Source organism: Winogradskyella sediminis (genome assembly GCF_003387355.1).
In the GTDB taxonomy this organism is placed as follows: domain Bacteria; phylum Bacteroidota; class Bacteroidia; order Flavobacteriales; family Flavobacteriaceae; genus Winogradskyella; species Winogradskyella sediminis.
The window spans coordinates 84,083-97,285 of sequence record NZ_QUNH01000003.1; the positions used below are offsets into that span (position 1 = coordinate 84,083).

Genomic DNA, 13,203 nt, shown 5'->3' on the forward strand with positions numbered 1-13,203 from the left:
TTGTACTATAGTATTATAATGTGATGCTTAAACTTTAGAGTGTAAAATTACATTAAGATAGTGATGAAAAGAAAAAAGGCCTCCATTGTGGAAGCCTTATATTTTTTTAAGAAAAAACTGGTGTTTTATATTGAATTCAAGACTATTAAAGAGACTTAATATTTCGCTGATTGTCCTTTAGAAAGTGAATTTGCAATAAACTCACGTAAGTCTTCATTGGCTTTAATGAGATCTTCATTTCTTAAGTACATCATATGTCCACTTCTATAAGCTTTAAATGAAAAACGATCTTTCATTTTACCACTAGGATCAATTTGCCATTGTGAATATTTTGCAGAAAAATACGTCGTTGCTCCATCATAATAGCCAGATTGGGTTAATACTTTTAAATATGGATTTTGTGCCATAGCTTGCCGTAAATTATCTCTAGTATTATCATTAGAATCGTCCCAGCGACCCGTATTTCCAAAGACATTATACTTTACATCAGTTTTAAACCCTAATTCATTTTGTATATAATAATTAATGGCTGGTGTAAACGAATGTAACCATGAGGTAAGTTCTGCACTATAATCTGGACTAGATCCTGTTTCTATTTTATCTATTCCAATATACCTAGAGTCTAATCGACCTATAGTTTCTCCGGTTTTCTCCCGTAACAATGCTTTCCAGAAAAAACGTGTTGAAACATCTAAATTCTGTTGTAAAATAACTTTTTCGGTCAAACCAGAATAATAACTCATTTGTTTGGCAATAGCATTTTTTTCTTCCTCTAGAATAAAACCACCTTTAGCAATGGCAGGCATTAAATCGTTAATGGCAAAGTGTTCTACTTCGGGTAAAATATCTAATAAATCCTTATTTTGGAGATGAGGAGCAAGCATGTTATGATACCAAGCCGCAGCAGTAAAATACGGTAGATTTAAGCTAGAAGATAAGGGGCCACCTACACGAAGCACTTTGTAATCTGCAGGTGATACCAAAATAACACCATTAAGATACATCCATTGTCTATTCTGAAGCTCTAAAGATAAACCCATTACACGTGTTCCACCATAGCTCTCACCGATAATATATTTAGGGGATTGCCATTTGTTGTGCCTTGTTGTAAAGGTATTCATCCAACTTGCCAAGTATTTAATATCGGCATTCACACCAAAAAATAATTTATCATCAGGCATTTTTCCATCTTTATCAGCTACTTTTCTTGAATATCCGGTATTTACAGGATTTATAAAGACAATATCCGCGACATCTAAAATAGAATTAGGGTTGTCTTTAACTCCGTAGGGCTGTATAGGATAACCTTCATTATCAATATTTAAAACCTTTGGGCCAGTATAGGCAATATGCATCCAAAGTGATGCAGAACCAGGACCTCCATTAAAAGAATACACAATTGGTCTAATTTTGTTATTAGTATCGTTAGTGCGTTTATAGTATGTGTAATAAAGCGATGCAATCATCTTGCCATCAGTATTCCAAACAGGTTGAAATCCGGTTTCTGCAGTATATGTTATTTGTTTCCCTTTAATTGTTACAGAATGATTTGTGACGTAAGCTGTATCGATAGGGATTTTTAAATCTTGAGCAAAGCTAAATATAAAGCTAAAGCACAGCAAAATGAGAAAACGATATTTCATGTGTTACGGTTTTAGTTGAAAAGCTTAAAGGTACTAAAAGGAAAATTTAGTAAATCTGATATTCGATTGATTATATATAAAGTTGTATGTTGCTACATCTATTAAATTAACTAGCTATTATAGACTCTATTTTCTTGTTCTGCAACACGTATAAACGTAGTACGCTTAGTGAGTTCTTTAAGGCGAGCAGCACCAACGTAAGTGCAAGTGCTACGTAAACCTCCTAATATATCTTGTAGCGTATTTTTCACATCACCTTTGTATGGCACTTCAACCGTTTTGCCTTCACTAGCTCTGTATTCTGCAACACCACCAACATATTTATCCATAGCTGTAGCAGAACTCATGCCGTAAAATTGTTTGTATTGTTCTCCATCTCGTGTTATAAGTTCTCCACCACTTTCAGTATGTCCAGCAAACATACCACCAAGCATTACAAAGTCTGCACCTGCACCAAAGGCTTTAGCAACATCACCTGGAGTTGAGCAGCCGCCATCACTAATAATTTGTCCACCTAAGCCGTGAGCCGCATCAGCACATTCAATAATAGCCGATAATTGCGGATAGCCAACACCAGTTTTTACACGAGTTGTACAAACACTTCCTGGACCTATACCAACTTTTACAATGTCTGCTCCAGAAAGTAGTAACTGTTCAACCATTTCGCCTGTAACAACATTACCCGCAATAATCACCTTATCTGGATAATGTGCTCGTGTTTGTTGTAAAAATTCTACAAAATGCTCAGAATAGCCATTAGCAACATCAATGCATATAAATTTTAATTCAGGATGATTTTGGAATACCGCTTTCAATGTATTAGAATCTTCTTGTCCTGTACCTGTACTTATGGCAATATAATTTGTAATGTCTTTGGGCGCTGAATTTAAAAATGCGTCCCATTGGTCTGCTGTATAATGCTTATGAATAGCTGTAAATAGATTTTGTTCAGCTAAAACTAACGCCATTTCAAAAGTGCCAACAGTATCCATATTTGCAGCCATTATTGGTATACCTGTCCAAGTTGCTGTACTATTTAAAAACGTAAAATTACGCTTTAAAGTCACTTGAGATCTGCTTTTTAGTGTCGACCGTTTTGGACGAATCATAACATCTTTAAAGCCTAATTTAATTTCGTGTTCTATATGCATCTTTGGAGTGAGTTTGGTGTTATCCAAAAATACAAGTTCTTAGAAAAAAGGATGTTTACAATCGCAACGGTCTTAAAATCTTTTATTAACAATTGTTTATAGCCTTTGACGCGTATGGTTGTATTGGGGCTGATATTTTATATTTTAAGAGGTGTTTAAGTTAAAACCAAAGGATAATTTAAAAGTCTTCAAAAACACCTAAGCCAAACAACGCAAAATCGTATTTTACGGGATCTTTAGGGGCTAAGTTTCGTAAAGCAGCATCTAATTCAGAAAGTGCTTTTCCGTCGTTCTGTTTTCGCTTTAACAAACCTAACTGACGAGCGATATTCCCAGAATGAACATCTAGAGGGCAGCTTAATTGGGAAGGTGATAAAGAGGACCAAATGCCAAAATCAACGCCATTGTTGTCATTTCTTACCATCCAACGTAGATACATGTTAATACGTTTGGCAGCTGAATTTTTAAAAGGGTCACTCACGTGCTTTTGTGTACGCTCTAAATGCGGAATTTCGAAAAACACCTTTTTAAACTCGTGAATACTTATTTGAAGGGAATCCTTTTCAGCATATTTAGAAAACACGGATTCTAAGCCATTATGGGTTTTGTAAATATGTTGTAAGCTCTTAACAAACTGCACAAAATCATTACCGTTGAATGTACGATGCACAAACGGGATTAATTTTTCTAAATCAGCATCTTGGTGCTGCATTATAAACTCAAAAGGGGAGTGGTCTAATAGTTCAACCATGCGATTAGCATTTTTAATAATACTTTTTCTATTACCCCAAGCTATGGTGGCTGTTAAAAAACCAGCAATCTCAATATCCTCTTTTTTAGAAAATTGATGTGGAATTTGAATAGGGTCGCTTTCAATAAATTTTGGGTTATTGTAGAGGTTGACCTTTTCGTCTAAGAAATCTTTAAGTTCTGATGTTTTAAGTTTCAATTTTATGGATTGATTTGAATGTAAAAATAAAGATTATATAGACATTATATGTTATGACCTATAAAGTCTAGGGTAAATAAAATTTTATTCTAGTTTAGTTCAATTAGCTAAATACTTAAAATTGAATTTGGAACAGAACGAGTTCTGAAAGTGATAACATATAGGAAATGGATTTTAAAGGTGTGCGATAGGCAGGAAAGAATCCTACATGAAATTCATTATCTTTTACAGCAGTTTTAAGATGGTTTTCTGTTAAAGTTTTATAGACAGGTTTATTCACAATGTATTTCCATATTTTAAAGGTCTTAAAGTTTTTTGAAAATTTTCTCTTAAATCTAAATAAAGTGTCTTCTTTGCTACCTTTTCCACCTCCTAAATTTAAGTATCTAAAACCTTCATTAGTAGCGATTTTGCACATTTCATCTATAATTAACTTTATAGGTTGAAGTTTAAAATAATCTGCATCAAGACCTGATAGGTGATACTGAACAATATGTCCTGTTTTTATAAAGATAGCACCCGCAATAATGTCTTTTGTTTCGTGATGTTGACATAACATTAGCTTGGAATCATATTCACTACTCGACAATAAGTTATAGTAATACTCCGTATTAAAGTGGTAACTCTCATCAGCTCCAATACGCTTCATGTTATTTAAATATAGTTTAATAAACGTTTTAATATGTGCATCCGTGTAGCCTTCAAAAACAGTACAGTGTTTACGAGATTTGTTTAAGTAGGTTCTTAAGCGCCTATTATAAAATGCTCTTTGGTCGGCTAAGGATTTGCTAAGGTCAATGTAAACGACTTTACCAATGGCTTCAACATTACCTAAACCTATAAGTGTAGGCGCTTTTTCTTCAATAAAAGGATGCAATCTGGAGAATACTGCAATAATTTTTTCTCTTTTAAAAAAGATTTTTAGTGCCTTATGAAACTCAGCATTATCAAAATTGTTGGCTTTATTTATATATATAGGACCAGCATAACCATATACAGAAGTCATATCTTTATAGTCAGAGTTTTCAATGTCTCTAATTAAAAAAGGTAGAGCAATAGTTGTACTACCATCAGTATATTTTAAGAGTATAGGTAGTTCTCCTTTTTTCTTTGAAAGCTGATGGTAATCATAAGTATGGTAAAAATCGGTATGCTCTACTTTAGATAGTAAAGTTCTCCATTCATTTTTATCTTTTATAACTTCAATCAATTCATTAAAAATAATATGACTAAAGTTAATATAATAATTACACTTAATATAGTAATGTTAATAAGTTAAGTTGCTTATTTAGTGTGTGCTATAATAATTTTGAATCAATGTATTCAATTAATTATTGCTCAGAATTTGAATTTCGAAATAGAAAGGTAATAGTTTATTAGTTAATATATATGGAGTCAAATCTGATTAATATATTTAAACAGTGTACTATTTTTTATATAACATTTTTTGCTCCGGTTTCACAGCAATCATACTAATTTCTACGTTTACAAATTTGGGTAAGTTAGCGACTTCAACAGTTTCTCTAGCAGGAGCGGTTGCTTCATCAAAATATTGGCCATAAACGTCGTTGATTTGTTTAAAGTTATTCATGTCACTGATAAATATTGATGATTTAATAACGTTATCAAACGTCATGTCTGCTGCAGCTAAAACAGCTTTCATGTTTTCCATAACCTGTTTGGTTTCGGTTTTAATATCGTCAATCACTAATTCCATAGTGTCTGGATGTAAAGCAATTTGCCCAGAAGTGTAAAGGGTATTTCCTGATAAAACAGCCTGATTGTATGGTCCAATAGGAGCAGGTGCATTAGAAGTATTTATTATTTTTTTCATCTTTTTATTTCAGTGAGATAGACATCTCGTTATTAAGTTATACGCAATACAAATTTAGTGATACCTTTTTACATCAACAAGTTCAGTAAATTGATTAAAAGTGAAAATATACTATACGTTTAGAACCCAACTAGATTTATGAGACTCATTTATGAAACGCCTTCAATATTTTGAGAAATAGCAAAGAAAGATGTTAATTTCCAACTTGTTGGTCTGGTTGTTTACGTTTATCGTATTTTAAATCTTTAAGCAAGTTAGATTTTATACCTATAAAGAAATTCCATGAACTGCGATCGCTAAATGGTATCCAAGAAAAATTCATACGCCAACTTAATAAGTCGCGCTCAAAACCCAATTGTGTATATGTAATTCCTTTATTAAGAAAATCGTATCCTGAGGATGCACGAACAGTCCATTTTGGTGAAATATCAACATCACCAGAGAACATTAAGGAATGCGAGGATATGGTGTTGTCGCGTTTTGTGTTGGTGTAATTGGCAGAATAGGCCAGCCTTAAACTCCAAGGCATCTTATAATTATAAAATTCATTATTTTCATCTTCCTCGTCTTCACCTTCTCGGTCCGAGAGGCGTTTGTTGGCATAATCTTCAGACCTTCCAAACAAATCATCTGTTCGTCCACCAGATCTTGCAGACTCTTGTGCTGAAGCCTTTTTTTCTTCAGATTCTTCGCCCGAAAAACTATCATTAGACAAAGTATAACTCATGTTTACATTAGCTGACGTTAATCTAAACAAACTACCGCCGTTATTGATATTAAAAGTATTAATAACATTATTGTTACTATCTAAGGCATACGGATTTAGTGTCATTCCGAAATTAATACTCATCTTTTTATTTAAAATCTGAGTACCTCCACTTACTCGAACAGGACTCCAGTGTAGAGAATCTGCAGAAATATCATAGGCTGTAGAAAAATTAAGATTGTTTAGAATGAATATTTTTTCGGGTTCTGTACTTGTAGAATCTTTAGAACGAATTTTAGCTTCTACATTATTTCCTAATGATAGACCAATACTACTCGAATAGTTTTTACCTGGTGAACCGTAAAGCGAATTTTCAAAGCGTGAATATTCTACTTCATCAGATGTGGTACCATCAGCATCAATAACCTCGTAGGTTTCATAGTATTGGTTAAACGCCGGACTAACAGAATAACTTAAGGAAGGTCGCATAACATGCCTTATCGCTTTTATTTTGGCTGTTTTATCTTCATTTTCTAAATCGTACATTCCATAAATGGTGGTTCCAATACTTGCTCCAAAATTGTAGGTTAAATATCGGTCAAAACCACTCTGGTCAATAGAAACTTCTACTTGTTCACTCTGATCCCAATATTTATTCACGGTTTTTAACGTCCAGTTTTCTTCAAAGTTAGCATTAGCACTAACACTAAAATAATCGAACACCTTAAAGTTAGTTGTGACAGGTATACTATGTTTCATTCCTGTTATGGCATCATCAAACATTTCAGCTTTACCAAATATGGAATCGTTGGTTTGAATACTATATTCACCTCTAGAGGTCACCTGAAAGTTAACATTTTGAATCGCTCCTTTTTTAGTTCCTGTTTTTGGCGCAAACGGATAAACTCTTCCCATAGAAGCCTGCATTGTTGGCAGTGTTAAATTAATATCACCTGTATTTGTATTCTGACTATGTGTTGCTGTTAAGCTTAGGTTAACTTGTGGTTCGCCCAAAAACGTTTTGGAATAGGACACCGAAGATGCTAAAGTGTTATTTAAAAAGTTAGACTGGTTTAATTGATTAATAGACTCTTGGTAATATGAGCTACTACCTAGGTTTACCGATGCAGAGAAACGCGAGTTAGGGCTCGCTTTAGTGTCTTGGCTATGAGACCATCGAATATTATAAACTGTACTTTGAGTAAAATCTGGGAAACCTCGCTCTTGGTTGAGCAAATTTTCATATCTAAAACTAAAATTACCTCTAAATTTATAACGAAGAGCATAATTGTTTTCTACTCGCAAGCCATAACTACCGTTGGTATAATAATCACCCAAAATGGCTAAATCTAAATAATCACTTATCGCAAAATAATAACCTCCATTCTGTAAATTATAACCTCTATTGCTATCCTCACCAAAAGAAGGGAAAATAATTCCTGACGTTTGTTTTTTGGTCATAGGAAAAAACGCAAATGGTAACGCAATAGGAGTAGGAACTCCGTAAATTTCCATATATGTTGGTCCAACAATTACCTTTTTATCAGGGACCAATTTCATTTTAGAAGTTATAAATTGATACTCTGGGTCCTCCTCATCTTCAGCTGTGGTAAAACGACCGTTTTTCATAAAATAAACCGAATCGTTTTCTTTTTTCGTTAAAGGTGAGTATACTTTAAAACCTTGTTGTTCGGTTCTAGAATTAAATACTAAAGCTTTCTTTGTTTCGGTATTAAATACAATAGAATCTGGCTCAATAACATTTTCACCTTGCTTAAAAACTGGGCGTTGTTGGTAACCCGTAGAATCTTTAATACGGCCAGCATACACTAAGTTTTTACTGTAATCAATTACTATAACTCCAGCTTTAATTTCCATATCCTGATAAAGAACTTCGGCTTCGTTGTAGAGATATATTTTTTTCTGTTTTTGGCTAAGAGAAACATATTCCTTAGCTCTGTATTTTACAGTGCCTTCTAGTAAACCTTTCTGTTTTACCGAATCTGTGGTGGTAGAATCAATTTCTTGAGTGGCTGTAGGAGGTTTAATAATAGAATCAACAACAATAGTAGCTGAATCTTTGCGTTGCTCTACCGGAATAGTTCTCGTCTTTTTTGGTAATTCTTGAGCGAAGCTAAAAGTGTTGATAAACACTGTAAAACTCAAGAGAAAAAGTATGTATAAGCTTTTTGTATGCAATGCTTTTAAATGTATTTTTGTAAAAGTATGGCTCGGTTTTTGAAACGCCAAAAGTACAGCTATTTTTTTGTGATTAATTTATTAAAAGTTTTAAAATGAAAAATACTGTATTACTTCATGGTTCTATATAATAAACCGAATTTTTAAACCGTTAAATTAAATATGCAAACGATACCTAAAACGATAATAGTATTTTTCTCTCTTCTATTTATAAGTACTTTAACATCTTTTGAATTGCTACATGCTCAAGACGATAGATTTATAGTTGTTTTAGATGCAGGTCATGGAGGAAAGGATCCGGGACGGCCAACTAAGAATGGCTATACCGAAAAGCATATAGCTTTAAAGGTAGTTTTAGAATTAGGTAAACAATTAGAAAAGCATCCCGATATCAAAGTTATTTATACGCGTAAAACAGATGTTTTTTTAGAGTTACATGAGCGTTCTGCTATTGCAAACAAAGCCGATGCAGACCTTTTCGTGTCTATTCACTGTAACGCACACCATACCCAAGCTTATGGTACAGAAACGTATGTTTTGGGTGAGAAAAATTCTTCTCGAAATATGGCGGTTGCAAAGGCAGAAAATGAAGTAATATTTTTAGAAGATGATCACCATGAACATTATGTGGGGTTTGATCCAAGTTCGCCTGAATCTTCAATTGCAATTGGCATAGAACAAGAAATTTATATCGAACAAAGTATCGTTTTGGCACGGAAGGTTGAAGATAATTTTGTTAATAAATTAAAACGCAAAAGTAGAGGGATAAAGCAATTAAGTTTGTGGGTGTTACACAATACTTACATGCCAAGTGTTCTAATTGAAACAGGATTTATTACGAATAAAAATGAAGGAGCATTTTTAAATTCTAAGAACGGTCAGGTAAAAGTAGCTACAGCTATTAAAGACGCTATAATAGACTATAAAAAAGAATTAGACTTAAATGTGGGCAACAAAATTAGTCTTAGTGTTGATACAGATTCTGTTGTAAAGGAAGATGATCCAATGATTGTAGAAGGTGTAACATTTAAAGTGCAAATAGCTGCAAGTTCTAGAGCATTGGAAGCTAAATCGTATAATTTTAAAGGATTACCTGATATTTCAAGAGAAAAGAATGGCAATATTTACAAATATTTCAGTGGAAAAACTTCCGACTATAATGAAGCTAGGCGTCTTCAAAATGAAGCAAAATTATCGGGATATTCTGGTGCTTTTATTGTAGCCTACAAAGGAAATAATAAAATTGACGTCGCAGATGCGTTAAAAACAGAATCAAATTAGAATCATTATTAGTATATTTATTCCTAATTTTGTTAGCAAACTAAATTAAGGCCCATTGAAAATTTCAAGAGAAGTAAAAACAGCAGTATTAGTCATAGCTGGTATCACCTTTTGTATTTACCTATTTACATTTCTTAAAGGTGAAGATTTGTTTGATAGTTCTAACACGTACTACACAGAATTCGATTATAACGCTTTAAAAACATCCTCTCCAGTAACCATTAAAGGTAATAAGGTAGGGGAAGTAGAAGAGATAAAATACGATTTTGAATCTGGTAAAACCCGTATTTCATTTAGTGTTACTCCAAAACTTAAATTTTCTAAAAATAGTATTGTTCGGTTGTACCAAGAAGGTTTAATGGGAGGCAATGCATTGTCAATTGTTCAGGCTAATGATGGTGAATTGGCACAACCTGGTGATTTTATTAAATCGGAAGTAAAACCAGGAATGATATCTTCATTAGAAAAGAATTTTTCTGGTATTAGTGAAGATCTAGGTACCACACTTCGTTCTTCCGATACTTTAATAACTAATTTAAATAAATTGGTTGTCGATGAGTCCGAGGATGGCTTACAGCAAACGATTGCAGAACTTAATGCAACTTTAAAAACGTTTAAGGGTGTGGGTGTTAAAGCAGGTAACGTGTTAAGCGAAAACGATGAAAAAATAGCTTCCGTTTTAGAGAATTTTGACAAAACGAGTGCTGAATTAGCGATTTTAATAAAAGATTTAAATGACGCTAAGCTGTCTAATACGGTTAAGAATTTGGATGACATGGTTTTAAAACTTAATCAACTAGTTTCAGGTCTTGCCGCTGGTGAAGGATCTATGGGGAAACTACTTAATGATAACTCACTTTACGACAATTTAGACGCTGCGTCTAAAGAACTTCAACTCTTACTTTTAGATATAAAATTACATCCTGCAAGATACAGACGTATTTTGTCTAAGAGAGAGATTCCTTATGAGGAACCAACACAAGAGCAATTAAACAACAACTAGAGTCACCATCATGGAATACTTACCAAATATAATTTTTGCTATTCTGTTAATTGCAGGTATTGGTTATTTTGCAAATAATGTAAAAAAGCTTATCCGTAATATTAAATTAGGTCATAAGGTAGATGCCAGTGATCACAAACCAGAACGTTGGAAAAACGTCGTTAATATCGCTTTAGGCCAAAGTAAATTGGTAAAACGACCTGTCTCAGGTTTTCTACATGCCATTGTGTATGTTGGTTTTATAATTATTAATATTGAAGTTTTAGAGATTATTATCGATGGCCTTTTCGGGACACATAGAATTGGTCAACAAGTTTTACCATCAGCCCTTTACGGATTTTTAATAGGTGCTTTTGAGATTTTAGCAGTGTTAGTTTTAGTGTGTGTAACCGTGTTTTGGTTACGTAGAAATGTCATTAAAATTAAACGATTTTTAAGTTCTGAAATGAAAGGTTGGCCAAAGAGTGATGGTAATATTATTCTTTATTTTGAAGTTGTCTTAATGTGTTTGTTTTTAGTGATGAATGCTACAGATACGGTGTTTCAGACTGCAGGTTCAGGAAATGTAATTTCACAATTTATTGCACCTTGGTTCAGTGGATTCGATGTAGAAACATTACACACCATTGAAAGAGTGGCATGGTGGTTACATATTGTGGGTATCCTTGTATTCTTAAATTATTTATACTTCTCTAAACATTTACATATTCTGTTAGCTTTTCCTAATGTGTATTATGGCAAAGTGGTACCAAAAGGAAAATTCAATAATCTTGACGCTGTAACGGCAGAAGTTAAGTTAATGATGGATCCGGATGCAGATCCTTATGCAGCACCACCTGAAACTGGTGAAGATGACGTACCTGCTAAATTTGGAGCAAGTGATGTTATGGATTTATCTCAAGTGCAACTACTTAATGCCTACACTTGTACGGAATGCGGACGTTGTACCAGTGAGTGTCCTGCAAATCTTACAGGCAAAAAATTATCACCTCGTAAGATTATGATGGATACGAGAGACCGACTAGAAGAAGTAGGAAAAAACATTGATGCTAATAATGGTGAATTTAAAGACGATGGGAAACAACTTTTAGGCGATTATATTACAAACGAAGAATTGTGGGCTTGTACTACATGTAATGCGTGTGTAGAAGCTTGTCCTGTAAGTATAGATCCATTATCAATTATTATCGAAATGCGACGTTATTTGGTGATGGAGCAAAGTGCTGCACCAATGGAATTAAATAACATGATGACCAATATAGAAAACAACGGAGCACCTTGGCCTTATAACCAAATGGACCGTCTAAATTGGAAAGACGAAGCGTAAGAAATTTTAAAAGTTGAGTGGTTGAAATGTTACTCACAATTAGAGTGACAGATAAATAATTAAACAATTACACGATTAAACCTAAAAGTATGAGTGAGCAACTAAAAGTGCCAACCATGGCAGAAATGATGGCAGAAGGGAAACAACCTGAAATCTTATTTTGGGTAGGTTCTGCTGGTAGTTATGATGATAGGGCTAAGAAAATCACTAAGGCATTTGTGAAAATTTTAAACAAAGCCAATGTGAATTTTGCCGTTTTAGGTACAGAAGAAAGTAACACAGGAGATGTGGCAAAACGTGCTGGTAACGAATTCTTGTTTCAGATGCAAGCGGTTATGAATATCGAAGTGCTCAACGCATATGAGGTAAAACGCATTGTTACTTGCGATCCACACTCGTACAATTGTATTAAAAATGAATACCCTAGTTTAGGTGGTAATTATGAAGTTATTCACCACACTCAATACTTACAAGAATTAATAAGTACTGGTCGTTTAACGTTAGAAGGCAATACTTATAAAGGCAAACGCATTACATTCCACGATCCTTGCTATCTCGGACGAGGAAATGGTGTTTATGATGCCCCAAGAAATGTCCTTAAAAAAACAAATGCCTCATTAATAGAAATGAAACGTCATAAAGGCACAGCCTTATGTTGTGGCGCAGGTGGTGCGCAGATGTTTAAAGATGCAGAGCCTGGTAATAAAGAAATCAATGTTTTAAGAACAGAAGACGCCTTAGAAACACAACCCGAAATTATTGCAACAGGTTGTCCTTATTGCAATACTATGATGACCGATGGTGTTAAATTTAAAGAAAAAGAAAACGATATTAAAGTTTTAGATATTGCAGAACTTATTGCTAACGCTTAAAATTGCATTGGTAGATGGAGAACAATATTGAAAAGTTACCATTACAAAAAAGAATTTTAACAGGTGTTATTATTGGTGTTTTTTACGCCCTTATGATGGCTGGATATGATTATTTTACGGAAGCATCATTTTCGTTATTTAAGTTTGTGTTAAATGCATTATTTTTTGGCTTAGTTATGAGTTATGCGTTTAGATATAAAGTAACTAAAAAGAAAAATTAATATAACACGTCGTAAAT

At 33.6% G+C, this 13,203-nt stretch carries 11 protein-coding genes; 5 read left to right on the forward strand and 6 right to left on the reverse strand.

The window, feature by feature from the left end; genetic code table 11:
• Positions 1 to 155 precede the first annotated feature (155 nt).
• From C8N41_RS13105 to C8N41_RS13130, 6 genes are all read right to left on the reverse strand, one after another.
• The gene (locus C8N41_RS13105) at positions 156 to 1,643 is read right to left on the reverse strand and encodes a S10 family peptidase (RefSeq protein ID WP_115839604.1); all 1,488 of its coding nucleotides are present in this window, start codon (positions 1,641 to 1,643) and stop codon (positions 156 to 158) included.
• Positions 1,644 to 1,753: 110 nt separating this feature from the next.
• Positions 1,754 to 2,794: a GMP reductase gene (locus C8N41_RS13110; protein WP_115839605.1), complete on the reverse strand. Its 1,041-nt coding sequence runs from the start codon at positions 2,792 to 2,794 to the stop codon at positions 1,754 to 1,756.
• A 178-nt stretch (positions 2,795 to 2,972) separates the two neighbouring features.
• Positions 2,973 to 3,749 (reverse strand): TIGR02757 family protein, encoded by a 777-nt coding sequence (locus C8N41_RS13115; RefSeq protein ID WP_115839606.1) that lies wholly within the window; start codon positions 3,747 to 3,749, stop codon positions 2,973 to 2,975.
• Between the two features lie 109 nt (positions 3,750 to 3,858).
• Complete coding sequence (locus C8N41_RS13120; RefSeq protein WP_115839607.1) at positions 3,859 to 4,953, reverse strand: GNAT family N-acetyltransferase; 1,095 nt, start codon at positions 4,951 to 4,953, stop codon at positions 3,859 to 3,861.
• A gap of 216 nt (positions 4,954 to 5,169) precedes the next feature.
• Positions 5,170 to 5,577 carry a RidA family protein gene (locus C8N41_RS13125; RefSeq protein ID WP_092443340.1) on the reverse strand — a complete coding sequence of 136 codons (408 nt, stop codon included), beginning with the start codon at positions 5,575 to 5,577 and terminating at the stop codon, positions 5,170 to 5,172.
• Positions 5,578 to 5,770: 193 nt separating this feature from the next.
• Positions 5,771 to 8,533: a putative LPS assembly protein LptD gene (locus tag C8N41_RS13130; protein ID WP_115839608.1), complete on the reverse strand. Its 2,763-nt coding sequence runs from the start codon at positions 8,531 to 8,533 to the stop codon at positions 5,771 to 5,773.
• 111 nt (positions 8,534 to 8,644) lie between these two features.
• On the opposite strand from C8N41_RS13130, the gene C8N41_RS13135 reads away from it, so the two are divergent.
• From C8N41_RS13135 to C8N41_RS13155, 5 genes are all read left to right on the forward strand, one after another.
• Positions 8,645 to 9,763, forward strand: a complete 1,119-nt coding sequence (locus C8N41_RS13135) for an N-acetylmuramoyl-L-alanine amidase (protein WP_115839609.1) — start codon at positions 8,645 to 8,647, stop codon at positions 9,761 to 9,763.
• 55 nt (positions 9,764 to 9,818) lie between these two features.
• A complete protein-coding gene (locus tag C8N41_RS13140; RefSeq protein ID WP_092443334.1) occupies positions 9,819 to 10,766 on the forward strand; it encodes an MlaD family protein in 948 nt (315 codons plus the stop codon).
• 10 nt (positions 10,767 to 10,776) lie between these two features.
• Positions 10,777 to 12,093, forward strand: a complete 1,317-nt coding sequence (locus C8N41_RS13145) for a (Fe-S)-binding protein (RefSeq protein ID WP_115839610.1) — start codon at positions 10,777 to 10,779, stop codon at positions 12,091 to 12,093.
• Positions 12,094 to 12,182: 89 nt separating this feature from the next.
• Positions 12,183 to 12,965 (forward strand): (Fe-S)-binding protein, encoded by a 783-nt coding sequence (locus C8N41_RS13150; protein WP_092443330.1) that lies wholly within the window; start codon positions 12,183 to 12,185, stop codon positions 12,963 to 12,965.
• Between the two features lie 14 nt (positions 12,966 to 12,979).
• Positions 12,980 to 13,186, forward strand: a complete 207-nt coding sequence (locus C8N41_RS13155) for a hypothetical protein (RefSeq protein ID WP_092443328.1) — start codon at positions 12,980 to 12,982, stop codon at positions 13,184 to 13,186.
• Positions 13,187 to 13,203 lie beyond the last annotated feature (17 nt).

Coding starts and splice junctions, on each gene's coding strand:
- C8N41_RS13105 (WP_115839604.1), bottom strand. CDS start 1,643: ATGAAATATCGTTTTCTCATTTTGCTGTGCTTTAGCTTTATATTTAGC.
- C8N41_RS13110 (WP_115839605.1), bottom strand. CDS start 2,794: ATGCATATAGAACACGAAATTAAATTAGGCTTTAAAGATGTTATGATT.
- C8N41_RS13125 (WP_092443340.1), bottom strand. CDS start 5,577: ATGAAAAAAATAATAAATACTTCTAATGCACCTGCTCCTATTGGACCA.
- C8N41_RS13135 (WP_115839609.1), top strand. CDS start 8,645: ATGCAAACGATACCTAAAACGATAATAGTATTTTTCTCTCTTCTATTT.
- C8N41_RS13145 (WP_115839610.1), top strand. CDS start 10,777: ATGGAATACTTACCAAATATAATTTTTGCTATTCTGTTAATTGCAGGT.
- C8N41_RS13150 (WP_092443330.1), top strand. CDS start 12,183: ATGAGTGAGCAACTAAAAGTGCCAACCATGGCAGAAATGATGGCAGAA.
- C8N41_RS13155 (WP_092443328.1), top strand. CDS start 12,980: ATGGAGAACAATATTGAAAAGTTACCATTACAAAAAAGAATTTTAACA.